This is a genomic window from Tenacibaculum sp. TB-53 (assembly GCF_059716285.2).
Genome location: NZ_CM202790.1, coordinates 2,967,665 through 2,987,749 on the forward strand (window position 1 = coordinate 2,967,665; position 20,085 = coordinate 2,987,749).

Sequence of the window (20,085 nt, forward strand, 5' to 3'; positions counted from 1 at the left end):
GTTAATTTTCAAAATTGTCTAAAAATAAATAAGATTTTAAAAACTGTAAAATTACCAGTCTTTTTCTTGTTTTACTTTTCTTCCTTTTGATTTTTTCGCATTCATTTTTTTCTGCGTCTTGTTTTCCTCATTGTTTAAACTCTCTAACAATTGTTTCATTTGTTCAGGAGTCATCTTACCTTGTTGAGGTTTAGGTTTTTGATTTTGTTTGTCTTTTTGGTCTTGATTAGGTTTTTGTTGATCTTTTTGATCGTCATTTTTCTGATCTTTTTGATCATCTTTTTTATCCTTATCGTCTCCTTTTTGATCTTTATTTTTATCGTTTTGTTTGTCTTTGTCGTTTTTTTTCTGCTGATCTTTCTGATCTTTATTTTTTTCGTCTTTATTTTTATCCTTGTTATCTTTTTGATTTTGTTGTTGCTTTTTAGCTTCTTTTTGAGCAACAGCTAAATTATAACGTGTTTCATCGTCATTTGGGTTTCTACGTAAGGAATTTTTAAAAGCTTCAACTGCTTGTTCATACTGTTTTTGCTCCATCATTGCGTTACCAATGTTATGATATGCTTCAGCCTGAGCCATCTTGTCTTTTGAAGTTTCAGTGGTTACTTTAAACTGTTCTACAGCTTCTTTGTATTTCTTTTCTTGGTATAAAGTATTACCAAAATTATAACTTGCTTTTTCATACTTACTATTCTTACCTAAAGCTTTCCGGTAAGCAATAGCAGCATCACTAAACTTTTGTTTATTGTATAACTTGTTTCCTTCTCGTAACAAAGCACGTGCTTCACGTTGTAGTTTAAGTGTGTCTTGTTGTGCATTAGCCGCCGCAGAAACAGTAAGGACTATAATGAATATTAAATTTTGTAAACTTTTCATACTACATATTAAGATTCTTCGTTAAATAAATCTACTTTCTTCAACCATTTGGTTTTCTTATCAAACAAAAACATATCTAGAATCAAAAACAATAGTCCAATACCTACAAACCATTGAAATTGGTCTTTATAATCAGAAAACTGTTTTGTTTCAAATTCATTTTTTTGTGCGTTTCCAATAATCTTTTCAATGGCTTCTACTGGATTTTCAGTTTTATTACCATCAAAATATTGTCCATCAGAAGCATCAGCAATTCCTTGTAAAACATCAGGTTTTCTTTGGGTAATTACTGTTTCTCCCATTCTGTCTTTTTTATAACCAATAAGCGCGCCATTTAATTTAATAGGTATTGGACCTCCTTTTTCGGTTCCTACACCTACGGTATATACTTTAACACCTTCGTTAGCGATGTTTTGGGCAACTTGTTTAGTTTCTTCTTGATGATCTTCACCATCTGAAATAATTATTAAAAAACGATTTGTTTGCTCGTCGTTATCATAATAAGTATTTGCCAAATTTAAAGCTTCATTGATAGCTGTACCTTGACTTGAAACCATGTCTGGGTTTGCATTTTGCAAAAACATTTTTGCTGCAGCGTGGTCGGTAGTAATAGGGAGTAGGGGATATGCATTACCTGCATAGATAATAATACCAACTCTATCACTTCCTAACTTATCAATAGTTTTAGATATAATTTGTTTTGCTTTTTCTAATCTATTAGGTGCAATATCTTCTGCTAACATACTCTTAGAAACGTCTAAAGCAAACACCACATCAACACCTTCTCTTTTCACAGTTTTTAGTTTTGTTCCCATTTTAGGATTAACTAATGATAGAATTAAAAATGATAATCCTACCAAAAAGAAAGCAAGTTTTAGTGCCGATTTAAAGGTTGATGTATTTGGTGCTATTTTAGATAAAAGCAACGGGTTAGCAAATTTTTTTTGAGTTCGTTTTTTCCACCATAAAACTAATAGGAAAACCACAATTATTACAGGGATAATTGCAAAAAGATAAAAATATATTGGTTCTTCTAGTTTGTACATCCTTCGGATAGTTTAATTGTTGATGCGTTTAATCGTTTAACTGTGATTTTCGTAAAGAATTCAACATGTTAGAAATTTTGTATATTGTATTTCTTAATTTTAAATAGTCTTCTTCATTTAAAAAGTTTAAATCTCTTGAAACAATTAATTGACTTAGAATTTCCATTGTTGAACTATATGCTATAGATGTAAAATGAGCTTTGTCTTTGTTTGTTATTCGTGTTGTTCCTTCTGCTAAATTAGAAGAAATAGAAACAGAGGCTCTTCTTAGTTGGTTTGTTAAACCAAACTTTTCTGAATCAGGAAAACTTTCTGTAACAGAATATATTTTTTTAGAAAGCTTAACAGCTTCTTTCCAAACTTCTAATTTTTCAAAAGAGAAAATATACATTTTTAACTTTTAAACAGTTTAACAATTACACAGTTTTATATAAAACTTTTAAATAACGTGTTTTTTAGGGTGAATTCTAAAAGTAAAAATATCCCTGCTAAGAAAACTAAAAAACGATATTTTTCAGAGTAATTATAATACTTGAACTCTTCGATTTTAGTTTTTTCTAACTTGTCAATCTCGTCATAAATTTCTTTTAACTTGGTGTTATTAGTTGCTCTAAAATATTTACCACTAGTTTCGCTGGCAATGTACTTTAGCAAATCTTCGTCAATTTCAACAGGTTGATTTTTAAATGAAATTTTTCCTGTTCTTGGGTCTTTAGCCCATGGAAAAGGAGCCATCCCGTTAGTTCCAATTCCGATAGTATAAACCTTAATTCCGTTTCCTTTTGCTAAATCAGTAGCTGTTTTAGGATCAACAAAACCAGCATTGTTTACACCGTCTGTCAATAAGATAATAACTTTACTTTTGGCTTTACTATCTTTTAGTCTATTAACAGCAGAACCTAAGCCCATTCCAATAGCAGTTCCTCCTTCTAACTGTCCCCATTTAATTTCTGAAATTGTTCTTTTTACAATAGATTTATCACTGGTAATTGGAGTTTGTGTAAAACTTTCTCCTGCATATACTACGATACCAATACGATCATTAGGACGTCGGTTTATAAAATTGGTAGCTACTCTTTTTAAGGCTTCTAATCTATTTGGTTTAAGGTCTTTTGCCAACATACTGGCAGAAACATCAACAGCCATTACAATGTCAATACCTCTATTTGTTTTTGTTTTTTTACTAACAGCTACATTTCTAGGGCGTGCCAAAGCAACTATCAAGCAGGTTAAGGCTAATAACCTTAAAAGTTGTAATAAAGGTTTTAGTTTGGGTAAAATAGAACCTTGTACTTTAAAACCTTTAGTACTTGGCATTTTTAGCTGAGCACTATCTTTTTTTCGGGTATAAAAACTCCAAAAAGCTAATAAAGGAATTAATATTAGCAACCATAAAAACTCGGGGCTATGAAACTCGAAATTATTCCACTTCATCATCTTCTTCTTGTTTTTTAGGTTTTAAATTGTCTATTATAAGCTTAGCATCTTTTCGATCTTCCTCTATTTCGTGCGATAAAGGTTTAGACTTTGCAAATTTTACTAAGTCAGACTCTTGTAATAGTCCCTTTAATTTGTCAATAATTTCCCTAGAGGTTTCTATTGACTTTGTGTCATTGAAGTCTTTCAAAACATCAATTAATTCATCAGTAGTACTCTCTAAGGCTGGGACACGTAACTCTCGTTCAATATAACCTCTTACAATGTCTGTTAATTCACTGTAATATTTTTTAACCTGATTGTTTTGCCATAACAGTTTTTTGTCAAGTTCCTCCAGTTTTTGTATTGCCTCTTCATATGGAGGCAACAAAGGAATAACAACCTTTTCTTCTTGTTCTTTTTTCTTTTTGAAAACAAAGAAGTAGAGTAGTAGAGCTATAATAATAAAGGCTATTACAACCCACCAGATGTATTGTTTGAAATCGTCAAACTGATATGGTTCTCCCTTAATTCCTTTAATAGGGAATTTTTTAATTTTAGTAGTGTCAATAGGAACAGTAGCTACGTTAACTAGTAAACTATCGGTCAAATAAGCTTGATTTCTAATGAATATTTGTTGTTGCGGAATGTAAAAAGCACCGCTATCAAAACCTGTTAAAATATATTTTCGGATGAGTTTGTTTTCAATAGTGTCTATTTTGAGTGTATCGATAACCTCTAATCCTTTTAGGTTTTCTAGCTTAGGAATGATAACATTTTCAGTTTCATCAACAGATATTTTATACTGAAACTGTTCTCCAATTCTGATGTTTGTTGTATCAATTTCCGCTTTTACCTGAGGTTGTTGTGCAAAGGCAAAAGAAGTTAAAAACAAGCATATGTAAAGTAGTTTGTGTTTCATTGTTTGTTCTTATCCTTTTCGTTTAAAATAACCTAATAGCTTTCGTACATAACTTTCGTCAACTCTAGTGTTGATAGTTCCTGCACCACTCTTGGTAAAAGTGGTTTCAAAATAATTAGACAAACGTAAAGCATTTGCCTTGTAATGAGTTCTAACAGATTTAGAACTAGTGTTAACTAGCTGTGTTTTTCCTGTTTCAGCATCTATCATAGGAACCATTCCTAAATTAGGAATTTCTTCATCGTGTTTATCATATACACGTATACCAGTTACATCATGTTTGTTGCCAACAATTTTCAACGTACGTTCGTAATCATCGTCCATAAAATCAGAAAGCATAAAAACAATTGCTTTCTTTTTCATGATGTTGGATAAAAATTTGAGAGCTTCACTAATATTGGTTTGTCTACTTTTTGGTTGAAATTCAATAAGCTCACGGATAATTCGTAATACGTGACTTTTTCCTTTTTTAGGAGGAATGTATAGTTCAACTTGATCAGAGAACAGGATTAAACCAACTTTATCGTTATTTTGAATTGCAGAAAAGGCTAGTGTTGCGGCAATTTCCGTTACGGTATCTTTTTTAAATTGTTCAGAAGTACCAAAAAATTCAGAGCCAGAAATATCGACTACCAACATCATGGTAAGCTCACGCTCTTCCTCAAAAACTTTTACATAGGGTTCGTTATAGCGAGCAGTTACATTCCAGTCAATTGCTCTAATATCATCTCCGTATTGATATTGACGTACTTCAGAAAAAGTCATACCTCTACCTTTAAAGGTTGAGTGGTATTCTCCTCCAAAAATATGATTAGACAACCTACGTGTCTTTATTTCTATTTTTCGAACTTTTTTTAGTAACTCTTTTGTATCCATGTTTTCAATTGTCAGTTAACAGTTATCAATAATCAGTAAAGTATTTTTGGCTGATAATTGCTCATTGATAATTGATTAAGGCACTTGTACTTCGTTAATAATAGAGTTAATAATATCTATTGAAGTAATATTTTCAGCTTCAGCTTCGTAAGTAATTCCAATTCTATGACGTAACACATCGTTTACGACTGCTCGAACATCTTCAGGAATCACATATCCTCTTCGTTTAATAAAGGCGTAGCATTTTGCAGCTTTAGCCAAAGCAATACTACCACGTGGAGAAGATCCAAAGCTAATAAGAGGTTTTAATTTTTCTAAATTATATTTTTCAGGGTAACGAGTTGCGAAAATAATATCCAAGATATATTTTTCTATTTTTTCATCCATATAAACTTCGTTAACTACATTACGAGCTTTAATGATTTGTTCTATTGAAATTACAGGATTTACTTTTTGAAAGCCTCCGTTTAAGTTTTGACGCATAATAAGTTGTTCGTCTTGTAACTTTGGATAATCAATTACAGTTTTTAGCATAAAACGGTCTACTTGTGCCTCAGGAAGTGGGTATGTTCCTTCTTGTTCTACCGGGTTTTGAGTAGCCATTACCAAGAATGGTTCATCCAATTTAAAAGTTTCATCTCCAATGGTAATTTGACGCTCTTGCATAGCTTCTAGTAAGGCAGACTGTACTTTAGCAGGAGCACGGTTAATCTCATCGGCTAGTACAAAATTGGCAAAAATTGGTCCTTTTTTAATAGAAAAATCGTTTTCTTTTACATTGTATATCATAGTACCTACTACATCGGCAGGTAATAAATCTGGAGTAAATTGAACACGACTAAAACTTCCGTCAACAGCTTTAGAAAGTGTGTTAATAGCTAAGGTTTTTGCTAAACCAGGTACACCTTCTAATAAAATATGTCCATTTCCTAAAAGACCGATGAGTAATCGTTCAATCATGTATTTCTGACCTACAATTACTTTGTTCATTTCTGTAGTTAACAAGTCTACAAAAGCACTTTCTCTTTCTATTTTTTCATTGATGGCTCTTACGTCTATATCCATAGTAATTGAAATAAATTAGAATTTTTATGAAACAAAGCTACAATAATAGTGTTTTTTTAGTTGTTAAAAGTTGGTTAAACCTTGTATTTACAAGCTAAAAGGTGTGGTTCTTTAAAGTTAAGTTTTTGACTATGTGCTTTATGTGTTTGAAAATAAGTTGTTTATAATTTGTTTTTATGAATAAAAAAAATGAAATTTAGCTTCTACTAACTTTAAACTTAAATTTTATGAAGAAAATGTCTTTTAGCAAAACGTTGCTAATTAACGCACTTATTTTTCTGTTTTCTGGTTTTGTTTACGGGCAAACAATAAAAGGAAAAATTGTGGATGTAAATGGAGAAAGTATTCCTTTTGCAAATATTATAGAGAAAGGAACAACAAATGGTACCACTTCTAATGAGAATGGTGAATTTAGTTTAAATATAAAAAAACTACCAGCAGTAGTAACAATATCTTCCTTAGGGTTTGTTACAGTAGAAAGAAATATTGCAGATACGAATACTTTTTTACAGGTAACACTACGAGAAGATTCTGATGTTTTAGAAGAAGTAGTGATTTCGGGGTTAGCAACTACAACGAAAAGATCTAATTTAGCGAACACAGTTTCGACAATTTCAGCTGCTGAATTAACACAAGTCACATCACAATCGGGTTTTGATAGTGCATTATCAGGAAAGTTCACTGGAGCAGAGATAAAAGCGAATTCAGGGGCTCCAGGGGGAGGAATTTCTATGAGATTAAGAGGTGTTACTTCTATTTTTGGAGATCAACAACCGTTATTTGTGGTAGATGGTGTGTATGTTGACAACTCATCAATTTCTTCTGGAAATAACATTGTAAGTGAAGCTGCTGGAGGTGGTAACCCTTCATCAAATCAGGATGACGCTTCTAATAGGATTGCAGATATTGACCCTGAAGATATAGAGACTGTAGAAATACTGAAAGGTGCCTCAGCGGCAGCTCTCTACGGATCAAGAGCGGCAGGAGGTGTTGTTATTATCACAACAAAAAGAGGTAAAGAAGGTAAACCTAGAGTATCCTTTTCACAAACTGTAGGTTTGAGAAGTCCAACAAGGTTATTAGGTTTAAGAGACTGGGATGATTCAGAAGTTGTTGCTTTAGGAGGACCAGCGAATGCAAAACTAAGAGACTATGAAGCAGAGCTATTTGATCATACTAGAATTTCTACAACAACAAGGTTTACAACATCAGGAGGTTCAGAAAGAAGCGATTACTTTTTTGGAGTAACTTATAAAGATGAACCTGGATTAGTTGAAAATACAGGCTATGAAAAAGCAGCGGCTCGTTTAAATATAGGTCAAAAATTTACAGATTGGTTAGATTTATATGTCACGTCAAATTATATAAGCTCTCAAGCAGATAGAGGTTTTTTTAATAACGGTAATGCCAATAGAACTATAGGGTACGCCCTAGCTTTTACTTATCCATGGGAAAACTTATCTCCTACAGATGGAGTCTATCCTTTTGGAGGTGCTGGTTCAAATGTATTAGAAACAATAGCACTAACTACTAATAGAGAAAACGTAAATAGGTTTATTGGTAGTGCTAAGTCTAATATCAAAATTCTTAACGGAGAAAAAAATAGACTTAAGTTGGTGCTTGAAGCGGGGTTTGATCAGTACACACTTCGTACAACAAGTATTTTCCCTAGAGAATTAACTTATTTTAGAGATAGATCTACTTTAAAAGGAGCTTCAATATCTGGAACGACGAGAAATACTAATTATAACTTATCTGCCTTTTTAGTTCATAATTTAAGTTTAAATAATGGGTTACAGTTCACAACTCAAACAGGAACCTTTTTTCAAGATTTTGACCGTAACACTGTTATTAGTGTAGGAACAGGTTTCAATACCTCATTAACAAGTTTATCGTTGGCGGAAAATTTATCGTCTCAGCAAGTTGTTAGGCTTCAGAGAGATACAGGGTTTTTTGTGCAGGAAGAAATAAATTATGACGATAAAATAATTGGTACTATTGGTATTAGAGGAGATAAGTCAACCAATAATGGTATTTCAGATAAGATGTATTATTACCCTAAAGCAAACTTAGCAATTAATTTACATAAGTTTAGTTTTTGGAATATAAAAGAAATTACTAGCTTAAAACCTAGGATTGCCTATGGAGAAGCAGGAAGATTCCCTAACTTTAATGATCAATTTACTTTGGCTGCACCACAATTTATAGGAGGTGTCTCTGGTTTTGCTCCTGGAACTTTTAAAGGAGACCCTACCATAGGTCCAGAACGTCAAAAAGAATTAGAATATGGATTAGATTTAGGTCTGTTTGATAATAGGTTTACATTAGAAGCTACGGTATACAACAAAAAAATAAGCGATCTACTTATTCAAGAAAATTTTCCAACATCATCTGGTTTTACAAGAAAAATTAAAAATGGAGGAGAGCTTGAGAATACAGGTATAGAATTAGGTTTAAATGCGAACTTTATTGAAAAAGAAGATTTTTCCTGGAATGCAAACTTTAAATGGTGGAAAAACAAATCTAAAATTAATAAGTTAGACGTTCCTGCCTTTACAGAAGGAGGTTTTGCGGCTTTCTTAGGAACTTTTTTAATACAAGAGGGTAAGAGTGCTACGCAAATTGTAGGGACTTATCCTAGCGGACTTACTCCAGAAGAAATAGCTGTAATTGATCCTGATGGAGATGGATTTGCTGTTTATGGTAATGCAGAACCAGATTTTCAAATGTCATGGCAAAACAACATACGTTATAAAAACTTCGATTTATCATTTTTATGGCACTGGAAAAAAGGAGGAGACGGTATTAATTTAACAACTTTTTTATATGATAATGCTGGAACTACATGGGATTTTGATGATACTGATTTAGACCCAACAGGTACGCTTACCAATGGGCCTTATAGACTGGGGCAGATAGGAATAGGAAATACAGCACCATTAGTAGAAGATGCGGGTTATCTTCGGTTAAGAGAAGTAGGTCTTTTTTATACATTTGATGAAGGAGTGTTTAAAGGAGTAGAAAAAGTTAAAGTAGGGATATCTGGTAGAAACTTAATCAATATTTTTGATTATAATAGTTATGATCCTGAAGCATCGAACTTTGGAAATAATGTATTAGCTAATAATGTTGAGGTTACTCCTTATCCTGCATCTAAATTTGTTAATTTTCATCTAAAAGTTAACTTTTAATCTCCTAAAATAAATTATCATGAAAAATATATTCTATAAATTAATATTAATCGTTTTTATTCCTTTTATTCAAAGTTGTGAATTAGAGGAGTTGCCTAATCAAAATGCTCCTACATTAGACTCTTATGTAGATGGAGCATCTGCGGCCGATGTAGAAGCTTTGGCTGTAGGTTTGGAAGCTGTAATGAGAAATGATTTAGACTTTCATTATGAAACGGTAGCTTATTTAGCAAGAGAGTACTATGATTTGTCTAAAGCAGACCCAAGATATACAGGAGAGATTTTAAAAGGACCTTTAGATAATAACGGATTTTTAACAACCCGTTCTTTTGCGGCTTGGTATAGAATTGTTAAAGCAGCAAATGTTTTAATTACCGCTGTAGAAAACTCAAATGCAGGGTTTTCTGAGGAAGAAAAAAACTCTTATTATGGGTATGCTAAGACAATAAAGGCATACGCTCTTTTAATGGCAGCAAACAGGCAATATACAAATGGAGTTAGATTAGATGTAGAAGATCCAGATAACCTAGGCCCTTTTGTAGGGTATGATGAAGCTTTAGTTGCAATAAAAAATTTATTAAATGAAGCTAAAAGCGATTTAGAAGCTTCTTCTAGTAATTTTCTATTTCTTTTTAGCTCAGGGTATAATGATTTAAAGCCTATGGATCCATCAGATTCAAGTAAGAAGCTACCTCTCTTACCAAGCGGTTTTTTAAAGTTTAATAGGGCAATTGCTGCACGGGTTGCACTATATCAAAATAATATGTCAGAAGTGTTGTCAATGTTGAATGATTCTTTTTTAGATTTAAATGGCACTATGTCATTTGGGGTATCTCATATTTTTGGATTGACAGGTAATGATATTAAGAATGACTTATTTTATGTATTACAAACAGGGAATAATTTTGTAATTCATAATTCGTGGATTACAGATGCAGAATCTGGAGATAATCGTGTTTCTAGTAAGTCTATACAGTTAAGTGAACCTGCCTCTTTTGATGGGCTTACAGGGACGCATCAAATCTCTGTGTATAAAAGCAATACAGATCCTGTGTATCTTATTAGAAATGAAGAATTAATTTTAATGTATGCTGAAGCTAATATAGGTACAAACAATACAGAGGCTATTACTGCTATCAATATTGTTAGAAATGCTGCAGGTTTGCTAGATTACTCTGGAGGAACTTCAGATAGCGAGTTAGTAGAAGAAGTTTTAAAACAAAGAAGATACTCTTTACTAGGGGAGGGACATCGATGGATTGATTTAAGGCGATTAAATAGATTGAATTCGACCTATATCCCACTAGATAGATCAGGAGATAATATTATTGATGCCTTTCCAACACCATTTAGTGAGAATGCTAATTAACAATATAGTTTGTTTTTAATTGTGATATTTGATAATGAAAAGGCACCTTACTAAGGTGTCTTTTTTTATGAGCTATTTCTTCATTTATAAAAAATAATAAATAGGATGTAAATTCAATTACCAAAAAAGTTATGTATTTATATCCAAACTATTTTATAAAAAGTGTTCGTGTGATGGATTAAAATAGTAGTAAAAGATAACAAATGTTTTTAAAAGAAATTAGGATGAAGAAATTCTAAATATATGATAGTTTTAAGAAGGTTGAATTTTTATTGAAATACATAGGTTTCTTATTGGTTTTAATGAATATTCTTTTTTCTTAATGTGTTGTGAATGATTTATTTATATATATTCTTGTTGTGAGTTGTAAATATTAGTATGTTTATAGTAAATTAACTTTTTTAACATAAAAAAATAAAATAAATACAGTTATGAAGCAAAAAATAAAACTACTTGTTTGTGTTTTATTGATGTCGGTTACATCAATAATTGGTCAAACGATAAAAGGAAAAATTACAGATACTAATGGAATAGGTTTGCCTTTTGTAAACGTAATAGAAAAAGGAACTACTAATGGTATAACTACTGATGATAATGGAGAATATTTTTTAAAAGTAAGTAAATTACCTGCTACTGTTATAGTTTCTTCAGTGGGCTTTAGAACGAAAGAATTAATAGTTACAGATGATTCTTATCTTACAATTGTAATTGAAGAGTCAAGTGAGTCTTTAGAAGAGGTAGTAATTGTAGGTTCTCGTAATAAAGGAAGGGTCGCAATAGATTCTCCCGTGGCTATTGATGTGTTAGATGTTTCCAAACTAACAGAGTCAGCACCACAAGTTACAGTGACAGAAATTTTAAATTATGCAGCTCCCTCTTTTAACTCTAATCCTCAATCAATTTCAGATGGTACAGATCATATTGCGCCAGCAGCATTAAGAGGATTAGGTCCAGATCAAGTGTTAGTGTTAATTAATGGGAAGAGGCGTCACAAAACAGCTTTAGTAAATGTAAATGGTACTTTTGGTAGAGGTTCAGTGGGTACAGATATGACAACAATTCCTTCAATGGCTATTGAAAGAATAGAAATTCTTAGAGATGGTGCTGCCGCTCAATACGGTTCTGATGCTATTGCAGGAATCATAAATATTGTCCTAAAAAAATCTACAAATAAGTTAGAAGTTAACCTAACAACAGGTGCTAATTTTACAAGTGAAAGTAGTCCAGAAAGAGAGGTAGACGGAGAAAAATTAAACTTGGGATTAAATTATGGGGTGCCAATTGGTAAAGATGGTGGGTTTATAAATTTTACTGGAAACTTTGATTTTAGAGGATGGACTAATAGAATGCAAGAATGGGAAGGTTCAATATTTAATGCATATAACTCTATTGAAAGAGTTGCAGCTGCAGATGGGTATAATGTTTCAAATCTATTAGATGATGATTTAGATGATATTTTTAATTATGCTGGTGACGCGGGTATTACATTAAGTGGTACTGAAACAAAAGAAGAGTTGCGAACAATTCTAGGAGCTGATGTTACTGAAGCAGAATTGTTAGCTCGTGGCTTAAAAAGAAGTGATTTTAATATGAGAGTTGGGCAATCTAAGGTAAGAGGAGCGCAATTTTTTGCGAACATGGAAATCCCGTTAGGAAATGAAACGTTTATTTATGGTAATGCTGGCTTAAGTTATAAAAATGGTAATGCGGCAGGTTTTTATAGGTTGCCAAATCAATCTAGAGCATACACTCCAGCATATATGAATGGATTCTTACCAGAAATAAATTCTAACATTCAAGACAAATCGTATGCGGTTGGAATAAAAGGAAAGTTAGGTGATTGGAATGTAGATTTTTCAAATACATTTGGTAGAAATGAATTTAACTATTTGATAAGCAATTCAAGTAATGCATCTTTAGGTAATTCAACGCCTTTTGAAGCGAATTCAGGTGGGTTTTATTCAAGTGAAAACACAACAAATATTGATCTTAGTAAGTTTTACGAAGACGTAATGTCTGGTTTAAATATAGCTTTTGGTGCTGAATATCGTTTAGAAAATTATGGTATCGTAGCAGGAGAGGAAGCATCCTACGCGCAATACAATACATTAGGTAATGTACATGATCCGACAGACCCTAACTCAATGGTTCCTGAAGATTTTTTTGGTAACTCAAGACCAGGGGGTATTCAAGTGTTTCCCGGATTTAAACCAGAAAATGAAGTAAACTCATTTAGAAATTCTATAGCTGGTTACATAGATGTAGAAGCAGATGTTACAGAGTCTTTTTTATTAAGTGGAGCTGTACGTTATGAGAATTTCTCAGATTTTGGAGGTACTTTAAATGTAAAAGTAGCATCTAGGGTAAAAGCTTCTAAAAACTTTAATTTAAGAGCTAGTTTACAAACAGGGTTTAGAGCACCATCACTACATCAAATATCTTACAGTTCAACCAGTACCTTGTTTGTAGATGGTATACCAAATGAAGTTGGGGTGTTTTCAAACACTTCGAGAGTTGCAAGGATTTTAGGAATAGGTAAATTAAAAGAAGAAACTTCTTTTGGATTTTCGGCAGGATTTACAGCAAAAGTGCCAAGTGCAAACTTAAAGTTTACAGTTGATGGATATATAATAAATATTGATGACAGAGTAATATTAACAGGAAGTTTTGATGATAATGGAGACGCTGAGTTAGAAAGATTGTTCCAACAAGCAAATGCTACACAAGCAGCATTTTTTGCAAATGCTGTAGATACTCAAACAAAAGGAGTAGATATTGTTGTAGATCACAAAGCAGATCTTTCTGATAAGATGAAGTTAACTAATACTTTAGCATTTACATTTTCGAAAACGAATGTAGAAGGAGTGAATATTCCAACTGCTATAGAAAACGCTGGATTGTCTGATGTTTATTTTGACCCAACAAGTAGAATTTATTTAGAGTCCGCAGTTCCTACAACAAAAGGGAATTTATCACATAACTTAAGTGTTAATGATAAATGGAATATCTTTTTAAGAAACAGTTATTTTGGAGAAGTTGAAGAAGCAACTAATAATGACAGTCCTAATGTAGATACAACATTTGGAGGAAAAGTATTAACAGACCTTTCTTTTGGGTATAATTTTAATAAGACTCTAAGTTTAACATTAGGAGCAAATAATTTATTTGATGTTTATCCAGATGAGAACGATCCTGCTTTTAGGTCTAGTGGACGTTTTATCTACTCAAGACGTTCTGTACAGTTCGGAACTAATGGTAGACATTTGTTTGCTAGATTACGTTTTGTATTAGATTAATACTAGGATAAACCATAAAAAAAGCACCTTTTAGAGGTGTTTTTTTATGAGTTATATTTTTTTAAAACTAACTTATCATTCTCAAAAACAGCATAGGTATAATACTGAATCCAATCACCAGTGTTAAGGTAAACACTATTGTCTTTAAGTTGAATTTCTAGAGGAAGATGCCTGTGTCCAAAAACAAAATAATCGTGGTGTTTAGTTTCTAGTTTGCGCTTACAATACTGTACTAACCACTCATTATCTTCACCTAAAAATTTAGCATCCTCATCACCAGAAATCAATTTGTTTTTTACGGACATATATTGTCCTAATCGCACACCTAAATCTGGATGCAACCAACGAAACATCCATTGAAATAGCGGAAATGTAAACACTTTTTTCATGCGTTTATATCCTTTATCCCCAGGGCCTAATCCATCACCATGACCAATTAAAAACAATTTATCGTTGATTTTAAATTCTTGAGGAGAATGATACACAGGAATATTTAATTCTTTTTCAAAATAATCACGCATCCATAAGTCGTGGTTCCCAACAAAAAAGTAAATCGGGATACCACTATCTTTTAGTTCAGCAAGTTTACCTAAAACGCGAACAAAGCCTTTAGGAACGACAGTTTTATATTCAAACCAAAAATCGAATAAATCACCTAAAATAAAGATAGCCTCAGCATCTTTTTTAACTTCGTTTAACCATGCAACAAATTTTTGTTCACGAGGAAAACTAGCTTCAGATGTTGGAGCTCCTAAATGTTGATCGGAAGCAAAATAGACTTTTTTATTTTCAGAAGTGTTGATTGAAATCAAATCGTAAATTTTGGTAAAAATAAGTATTTTACTTAGAGTTAGCACAAACAAATTTTGGCTACATTTGTTTAAGAACTTACATGAATCCACGTATATGAATCCGTTTGACGACATCTACTTTATGAAAAAAGCCTTACAAGAAGCGGAGATAGCTTTTGATAAAGGAGAAGTTCCTGTGGGAGCGGTCATTGTTTTTAATAACCAGATTATAGCGAGAGCACATAACTTAACGGAGTTATTAAACGATGTTACAGCACATGCCGAAATGCAAGCTTTTACTGCAGCAGCAGACTTTTTAGGTGGAAAATATTTAAAGGACTGTACCTTGTATGTTACATTAGAACCTTGCCAAATGTGTGCAGGAGCGAGTTACTGGACGCAGATAGGGAAGATAGTGTATGGAGCAAGCGAGCCTAAATTAGGATTTTCTGTGTTGCAAACTAAATTGCATCCAAAAACTAAAGTAGTTTCAGGGGTTTTAGAGGAGGAATGTGGATTTTTACTGAAGAAATTTTTTATTGAAAAACGGAACTTAAATTGACGATAATCATTCCGAACTTGTTTCGGAATTTCATTATGAGAAGTTGAAATTAAGTTTAACTAAACAACTTAAAATAATGTTTGTTGTTTTGCCCCGCTTTCGTGTTCCAATAGCCATTTTTTACGCCAAACACCGCCTGCATATCCTGTTAATGAGCCATCAGAACCTACAACTCTGTGACACGGAATAACGATCCAAATAGGGTTTTTACCATTTGCTGAAGCTACAGCACGAATTGCTTTTACAACACCTAATTGTTTGGTTTGTTCTAAGTAGGTTCTAGTCCTTCCAAAAGGGATGTTTAATAATTCATTCCAAACCGATTGTTGAAAAGCTGTTCCCTGTGGATTCAATTGTAGATCAAAATCTGTTCTTTTTCCAGCAAAATATTCATCCAGCTGCGTAACACAATTTTGTAAACAAGACGGAGTCTTTTTCGGAAAGCTAATTGTAGGCAAAGCATCTTCATCCAATACAGAAATCGATTGGATTCCGTTTTCATTACCTTCAATTTTGGCGATCCCGATAGGAGTTTTATAATATGTGGTTTGTAAGTTAGACATCAAAAACGTCTTTAGAGTTCTGTGTGGTAATTTCCGAAATTTCATCGAAAGTCAATCCATAGATATCTACTAACTTATCTACAACATTAGTAATGTAGCTGCTTTCATTACGTTTTCCTCGGTATGGAGTAGGTGCTAAGTATGGCGAATCGGTTTCTAAGACAATGTGTTTAATGTCTATTTGGTTTAAAAACTTGTCAATTTTTCCATTTTTAAATGTCGCTACACCACCAATTCCTAATTTCATATTGTAGGAAATTGCTTTTTCAGCTTGCTCTAAAGTTCCTGTAAAACAGTGAAAAATTCCATATAAATCATCTCCTTTTTCAGTTTCTAGTACTTCAAAAATCTCATCAAAAGCATCACGACAATGGATAACAATCGGTAGTTTTTTCTCTTTTGCCCACTGAATTTGAGTACGAAAAGCTTCTTGTTGTTGTGGTAAAAATGATTTATCCCAATATAAATCGATACCAATTTCACCAATCGCATAAAAATCACGTTGGTCTAACCATTCTTTTACATGAACTAACTCTTCTTGATAGTTTTCTTTTACTGAAGTTGGATGTAACCCCATCATTAAAAACACATCTTTCGGATAGTTTTTTTCCAAGTCAAACATACGTTCAGTATAAGAACTATCAATCGCAGGAATAAAGAAACGAGAAACTCCAGCTTCTTTAGCACGTTGTATCATTTCATTTCTGTCTTCGTCAAACTGACTTGAATATAAGTGGGTATGTGTATCTGTAATCATTTATTGCCGTATCTTTACGAGACAAAAGTACAAGAAATGGCAAGTTTGAAAAAAGTATTACGAAAAAAGAAATACATTAAAATAAAACTCAAAAAAATGATTACAAATCATTTAGAGTTAGATGCGGAGATAAATGGTGTTAAAGGAAGGTTTATTTTAGATACAGGCGCTTCTAATTCGTGTGTTGGATTAGATTTAATAGAGCGTTTCAAGCTTATTTCTGAAGAAAGTGAAGTAAAAGCTGCAGGAGCAGGAGCGACGGATATGGAAACACATAAGTCAGGAAATAATTCTCTTAAAATAGGAAAGTGGAAAGCGAATGAGTGTGATTTAGTATTGTTTGACTTAACACATGTAAATACAGCTTTAAAACAACACGATGCTGATGAGGTAGACGGAATTATAGGGGCAGATATTTTAGAGGAAGGAAAAGCCTTTATTGATTATAACAAGAAGGCATTGTATTTAAAGAAGCTTAAAAAGAAAAAAGTAAGGAAATTAAAAGTTCCTTTCTAATGTTGTGGCTCTATGTATAAATTTTTATAATGTAAATAGATTCAATACTAGAATGAAAACTATAAAGATATTTTGAATATTTTTATAATAAAATACTGTGATAGCTATGAAAAGAAATAAATTGTTTTTTAACTATTTTGTTTTAGTTTGGGTAATATTTGGTTTGCTTATTTATGTGTGGGAGCTTTCTTCCCTTATCTATAATAAGCAGTATGATGAGTTTTTTACTTATCAGAGATTAAAAACAACATTTTTGCCTTTGTCAATTATTGTTTTATATATTGTTACTTTCTTTAAAAAAAATAAAAACGAAGAATCTAATTAAGAAGTCACTAGGTCTAAGAAATGTGGTTTGGATGTAATGAGGAAAAACAACATTTTTAGTAAAATAATGTTATTCATAAATTATATCAAACTTATATACAGGGTTGTCGCTATCATATTCAAAAACTCTAGCATAATCCATAACGTTAGCTATTCCTTCGAGTTTACATAGTTGTGAAACTACAGCGCATAAACCATTAAATAACCTCTCTTTATCGGTCGGATTTTGAGGTTTTGGATTATAATGACATAAAGGAACAGTAAAACCGCATGCTTCTAAAAACACCCTCTCAATCTGTAGTAATTCAAGTGGAGTGTAACCATTAAATTTTCTACCTAAATTTTGATGAACCCTACCCACATAGCTTAGTTGCAATGAGCCATGATCATTCTTGAGATGTTTCCAACTATCTCGATTGTCTAATATATTTCCAACCGCACATGCTGAGCAACATTCAGGATTCAATTCATCGTTGTGAAAAGCATTATAAAGCTTTATAAGTGCTTGTTCTAATCGTTTAGGTATTTCCATAATCAAAAAGGATTTACTCCCTTAAATATACAAAATATTGGTTGTACCTTTGCATCAAATTATTGTTAATGACGACTTTTCAAGATTTAGACTTATCAAATCCACTAAGAAATTCAATTGAAGAATTAGGTTTCGTAAATCCAACACCTATTCAAGAACAAGCATTTCCTGTAATTCGTTCAGGAAAAGATGTGGTAGGGATTGCACAAACAGGTACAGGTAAAACTTTTGGGTACTTACTCCCAATATTACGTGATTTAAAGTTTTCAAAACAACAACACCCAAGGGTGATGATATTAGTACCTACACGAGAATTAGTGGTTCAGGTGGTAGAAGAGATAGAAAAGCTAGCTAAATACATCACTTTACGAACTGTAGGTGTATATGGAGGAGTTAATTTAAATCGCCATAAAGAAGCAGTAATGCAAGGAGCTGACATTATTGTTGCCACACCAGGACGTTTGTACGATTTAGCGTTAAGTAACGTATTAAAATTAAAGTCTATTCAAAAATTAGTCATAGATGAAGTAGATGTAATGCTTGATTTGGGTTTTCGTTTTCAGTTGTTAAACATTTTTGATTTATTACCTCAAAGACGTCAAAATATCATGTTTTCAGCAACGATGACGGAGGATGTTGAAGCATTAATTGATGATTTTTTTATTGCTCCACATAAAATAGCAATTGCAGTAAGTGGAACACCATTAGATAACATTCAGCAAATAAGCTATGATGTTCCTAATTTTTATACAAAAGTCAACTTATTAAACTATTTATTATTTGATAAATCAGAGTTTAGTAAAGTATTGGTGTTTGCACCTAATAAAAGAAATGCAGACAGACTATTTGATTGTGTAGCCGAAGAATATCCATCACAAGCCTGTGTAATTCATTCAAATAAAACACAAAACTACCGTTTGCGCTCTATAGAACAATTCAACAAAGGAGAAAAACGAATCTTAATAGCTACCGATGTAATTGCACGTGGATTAGATTTAGAAGAAGTAACACATGTAATCAATTTTGATGTGCCACACTTCCCCGAAAACTATATGCACAGAATTGGTCGTACAGGTCGTGCAGAAAGAGAAGGAAAAGCAATTTTATTCGCTACGGAAAAAGAGCAGGAAGCAAAACAACGAATTGAGGAATTGATGGATTACACAATTCCAAAGGAAGAAATTCCAGAACAAGTTGAAATAACCAAGCAATTAACGGAAGAAGAACGTCCGAAAGAAGAAAGAGAAGTAAATAAAAACAGAACTTCTCAAGAATACATTCCAGGTCCCGCTTTTCACGAGAAAAAGGAAAAGAATAAAAAAACAAACCAAGGAGGTTCTTATAGAAGAGAGCTTGCCAAGAAGTACAAAAAGCCAAAAACAAGAGGAGATAAAAATTATAACAAACGCAATAAGAAACGTAAATAATGCAAGAACTTACTAAGCAAGAACTTCACAATTTAGGAATGAATATTGTGGGTAAAAAACTGCAAGAAATGGGATATGAATTTGTTGCAATAAATAGCGAGTTGAAAAAGCATCCACAGTTTGTGTTGTTTAAAAAAGGAGAGCCTACCATTTTTGTATTAGTAAAAACTACGAACAATATACAGTCACCCCAAGAATATGATGTATTGTGGATGGAAACTTTTAAAAAACACGCAGAAAAACAAAATGCAAAGGTTTGGTATGCTGGCATAGGTATAGCAAATGCAGAAAGTGTAGATTTGCCTGTGTTTAAAGACAAACCCTATTATGTTGCTTTTGATGATTTTATAAAAATCTTATAAAACCTTTTACTAATTTTTGGTGCTAATCTCCTTTTTTAACTGAAGGGAAAAGAGTGGTTTTGTAGGTTGGAAAGGGTATAAACCCTGTTAAATATCAAGTAGTTGTATGTTAATTTTACCTCAGGGAAATTAATAAAATATCTAAAAAAATGAAAAGACAACTACTAACCAAAAAAGGGAAAAAATTAATAAAA

19 protein-coding genes are annotated in these 20,085 nt (G+C 32.4%); 8 read left to right on the forward strand and 11 right to left on the reverse strand.

Features of this window, described 5'->3' with window-relative positions; translation table 11 throughout:
* Positions 1-51: 51 nt before the first annotated feature.
* The 7 genes from batC to AC3VJB_RS13675 all read right to left on the reverse strand — a co-directional run bounded on the left by batC (position 52) and on the right by AC3VJB_RS13675 (position 6,201).
* Positions 52-876 (reverse strand): TPR repeat aerotolerance protein BatC, encoded by an 825-nt coding sequence (gene batC / locus AC3VJB_RS13645; protein WP_253679122.1) that lies wholly within the window; start codon positions 874-876, stop codon positions 52-54.
* An 8-nt stretch (positions 877-884) separates the two neighbouring features.
* Entirely contained in the window at positions 885-1,922 is a 1,038-nt protein-coding gene (locus tag AC3VJB_RS13650; protein ID WP_253679120.1) for a VWA domain-containing protein, read from the reverse strand.
* A 28-nt stretch (positions 1,923-1,950) separates the two neighbouring features.
* Positions 1,951-2,313 (reverse strand): four helix bundle protein, encoded by a 363-nt coding sequence (locus AC3VJB_RS13655; protein WP_047788271.1) that lies wholly within the window; start codon positions 2,311-2,313, stop codon positions 1,951-1,953.
* A gap of 35 nt (positions 2,314-2,348) precedes the next feature.
* Positions 2,349-3,356, reverse strand: a complete 1,008-nt coding sequence (locus tag AC3VJB_RS13660; RefSeq protein WP_437825065.1) for a vWA domain-containing protein — start codon at positions 3,354-3,356, stop codon at positions 2,349-2,351.
* Complete coding sequence (locus AC3VJB_RS13665) at positions 3,343-4,260, reverse strand: hypothetical protein (RefSeq protein WP_437823617.1); 918 nt, start codon at positions 4,258-4,260, stop codon at positions 3,343-3,345. The genes AC3VJB_RS13660 and AC3VJB_RS13665 overlap by 14 nt, the downstream gene beginning before the upstream one ends.
* 9 nt (positions 4,261-4,269) lie before the next feature.
* Entirely contained in the window at positions 4,270-5,136 is an 867-nt protein-coding gene (locus AC3VJB_RS13670) for a DUF58 domain-containing protein (protein WP_437823618.1), read from the reverse strand.
* Between the two features lie 75 nt (positions 5,137-5,211).
* Positions 5,212-6,201 carry an AAA family ATPase gene (locus tag AC3VJB_RS13675; protein ID WP_047788275.1) on the reverse strand — a complete coding sequence of 330 codons (990 nt, stop codon included), beginning with the start codon at positions 6,199-6,201 and terminating at the stop codon, positions 5,212-5,214.
* Positions 6,202-6,428: 227 nt separating this feature from the next.
* On the opposite strand from AC3VJB_RS13675, the gene AC3VJB_RS13680 reads away from it, so the two are divergent.
* From AC3VJB_RS13680 to AC3VJB_RS13690, 3 genes are all read left to right on the forward strand, one after another.
* Entirely contained in the window at positions 6,429-9,392 is a 2,964-nt protein-coding gene (locus tag AC3VJB_RS13680) for a SusC/RagA family TonB-linked outer membrane protein (protein WP_497667248.1), read from the forward strand.
* A gap of 19 nt (positions 9,393-9,411) precedes the next feature.
* A complete protein-coding gene (locus AC3VJB_RS13685; protein WP_497667249.1) occupies positions 9,412-10,761 on the forward strand; it encodes a RagB/SusD family nutrient uptake outer membrane protein in 1,350 nt (449 codons plus the stop codon).
* Positions 10,762-11,192: 431 nt separating this feature from the next.
* Positions 11,193-14,057 (forward strand): TonB-dependent receptor, encoded by a 2,865-nt coding sequence (locus tag AC3VJB_RS13690; RefSeq protein ID WP_497667250.1) that lies wholly within the window; start codon positions 11,193-11,195, stop codon positions 14,055-14,057.
* Between the two features lie 44 nt (positions 14,058-14,101).
* Here AC3VJB_RS13690 and AC3VJB_RS13695 read toward each other — a convergent pair whose 3' ends face one another.
* A complete protein-coding gene (locus AC3VJB_RS13695; protein ID WP_125064458.1) occupies positions 14,102-14,860 on the reverse strand; it encodes a UDP-2,3-diacylglucosamine diphosphatase in 759 nt (252 codons plus the stop codon).
* A gap of 103 nt (positions 14,861-14,963) precedes the next feature.
* On the opposite strand from AC3VJB_RS13695, the gene AC3VJB_RS13700 reads away from it, so the two are divergent.
* Entirely contained in the window at positions 14,964-15,410 is a 447-nt protein-coding gene (locus AC3VJB_RS13700) for a nucleoside deaminase (RefSeq protein WP_047788279.1), read from the forward strand.
* Positions 15,411-15,478: 68 nt separating this feature from the next.
* On the opposite strand, the gene AC3VJB_RS13705 is transcribed toward AC3VJB_RS13700, so the two are convergent.
* Both AC3VJB_RS13705 and AC3VJB_RS13710 read right to left on the reverse strand, forming a co-directional pair.
* Positions 15,479-15,973 carry a methylated-DNA--[protein]-cysteine S-methyltransferase gene (locus AC3VJB_RS13705; RefSeq protein WP_497667251.1) on the reverse strand — a complete coding sequence of 165 codons (495 nt, stop codon included), beginning with the start codon at positions 15,971-15,973 and terminating at the stop codon, positions 15,479-15,481.
* Entirely contained in the window at positions 15,966-16,730 is a 765-nt protein-coding gene (locus tag AC3VJB_RS13710; protein ID WP_497667252.1) for a TatD family hydrolase, read from the reverse strand. Before AC3VJB_RS13710 ends, AC3VJB_RS13705 begins: the two co-directional genes overlap by 8 nt.
* 36 nt (positions 16,731-16,766) lie before the next feature.
* Here AC3VJB_RS13710 and AC3VJB_RS13715 point away from each other — a divergent pair, with 36 nt between their 5' ends.
* Together AC3VJB_RS13715 and AC3VJB_RS13720 are read left to right on the forward strand one after the other, a co-directional pair.
* Entirely contained in the window at positions 16,767-17,246 is a 480-nt protein-coding gene (locus tag AC3VJB_RS13715; protein WP_073182508.1) for a retropepsin-like aspartic protease, read from the forward strand.
* A gap of 106 nt (positions 17,247-17,352) precedes the next feature.
* A complete protein-coding gene (locus AC3VJB_RS13720) occupies positions 17,353-17,571 on the forward strand; it encodes a hypothetical protein (RefSeq protein ID WP_047788283.1) in 219 nt (72 codons plus the stop codon).
* 69 nt (positions 17,572-17,640) lie between these two features.
* Here the strand turns inward: AC3VJB_RS13720 and AC3VJB_RS13725 are convergent, their stop codons facing one another.
* Positions 17,641-18,102, reverse strand: coding sequence for a Na(+)-translocating NADH-quinone reductase subunit F (locus tag AC3VJB_RS13725; RefSeq protein WP_497667253.1), 462 nt, complete (start codon positions 18,100-18,102; stop codon positions 17,641-17,643).
* Between the two features lie 68 nt (positions 18,103-18,170).
* Here AC3VJB_RS13725 and AC3VJB_RS13730 point away from each other — a divergent pair, with 68 nt between their 5' ends.
* Positions 18,171-19,529, forward strand: a complete 1,359-nt coding sequence (locus AC3VJB_RS13730) for a DEAD/DEAH box helicase (protein ID WP_173359318.1) — start codon at positions 18,171-18,173, stop codon at positions 19,527-19,529.
* Positions 19,529-19,891, forward strand: a complete 363-nt coding sequence (locus tag AC3VJB_RS13735; RefSeq protein WP_159509082.1) for a DUF8840 domain-containing protein — start codon at positions 19,529-19,531, stop codon at positions 19,889-19,891. The genes AC3VJB_RS13730 and AC3VJB_RS13735 overlap by 1 nt, the downstream gene beginning before the upstream one ends.
* Positions 19,892-20,085 lie beyond the last annotated feature (194 nt).

What these genes read in the sequence shown, in the direction of transcription:
- AC3VJB_RS13705 (WP_497667251.1), bottom strand. Translation starts at nt 15,973, where the DNA reads ATGTCTAACTTACAAACCACATATTATAAAACTCCTATCGGGATCGCC.
- AC3VJB_RS13680 (WP_497667248.1), top strand. Translation starts at nt 6,429, where the DNA reads ATGAAGAAAATGTCTTTTAGCAAAACGTTGCTAATTAACGCACTTATT.
- AC3VJB_RS13735 (WP_159509082.1), top strand. Translation starts at nt 19,529, where the DNA reads ATGCAAGAACTTACTAAGCAAGAACTTCACAATTTAGGAATGAATATT.
- AC3VJB_RS13725 (WP_497667253.1), bottom strand. Translation starts at nt 18,102, where the DNA reads ATGGAAATACCTAAACGATTAGAACAAGCACTTATAAAGCTTTATAAT.
- AC3VJB_RS13650 (WP_253679120.1), bottom strand. Translation starts at nt 1,922, where the DNA reads ATGTACAAACTAGAAGAACCAATATATTTTTATCTTTTTGCAATTATC.
- AC3VJB_RS13690 (WP_497667250.1), top strand. Translation starts at nt 11,193, where the DNA reads ATGAAGCAAAAAATAAAACTACTTGTTTGTGTTTTATTGATGTCGGTT.
- AC3VJB_RS13660 (WP_437825065.1), bottom strand. Translation starts at nt 3,356, where the DNA reads ATGAAGTGGAATAATTTCGAGTTTCATAGCCCCGAGTTTTTATGGTTG.
- AC3VJB_RS13700 (WP_047788279.1), top strand. Translation starts at nt 14,964, where the DNA reads ATGAATCCGTTTGACGACATCTACTTTATGAAAAAAGCCTTACAAGAA.
- AC3VJB_RS13655 (WP_047788271.1), bottom strand. Translation starts at nt 2,313, where the DNA reads ATGTATATTTTCTCTTTTGAAAAATTAGAAGTTTGGAAAGAAGCTGTT.
- AC3VJB_RS13730 (WP_173359318.1), top strand. Translation starts at nt 18,171, where the DNA reads ATGACGACTTTTCAAGATTTAGACTTATCAAATCCACTAAGAAATTCA.
- AC3VJB_RS13720 (WP_047788283.1), top strand. Translation starts at nt 17,353, where the DNA reads ATGAAAAGAAATAAATTGTTTTTTAACTATTTTGTTTTAGTTTGGGTA.
- AC3VJB_RS13710 (WP_497667252.1), bottom strand. Translation starts at nt 16,730, where the DNA reads ATGATTACAGATACACATACCCACTTATATTCAAGTCAGTTTGACGAA.
- batC (WP_253679122.1), bottom strand. Translation starts at nt 876, where the DNA reads ATGAAAAGTTTACAAAATTTAATATTCATTATAGTCCTTACTGTTTCT.
- AC3VJB_RS13675 (WP_047788275.1), bottom strand. Translation starts at nt 6,201, where the DNA reads ATGGATATAGACGTAAGAGCCATCAATGAAAAAATAGAAAGAGAAAGT.
- AC3VJB_RS13715 (WP_073182508.1), top strand. Translation starts at nt 16,767, where the DNA reads ATGGCAAGTTTGAAAAAAGTATTACGAAAAAAGAAATACATTAAAATA.
- AC3VJB_RS13665 (WP_437823617.1), bottom strand. Translation starts at nt 4,260, where the DNA reads ATGAAACACAAACTACTTTACATATGCTTGTTTTTAACTTCTTTTGCC.
- AC3VJB_RS13670 (WP_437823618.1), bottom strand. Translation starts at nt 5,136, where the DNA reads ATGGATACAAAAGAGTTACTAAAAAAAGTTCGAAAAATAGAAATAAAG.
- AC3VJB_RS13685 (WP_497667249.1), top strand. Translation starts at nt 9,412, where the DNA reads ATGAAAAATATATTCTATAAATTAATATTAATCGTTTTTATTCCTTTT.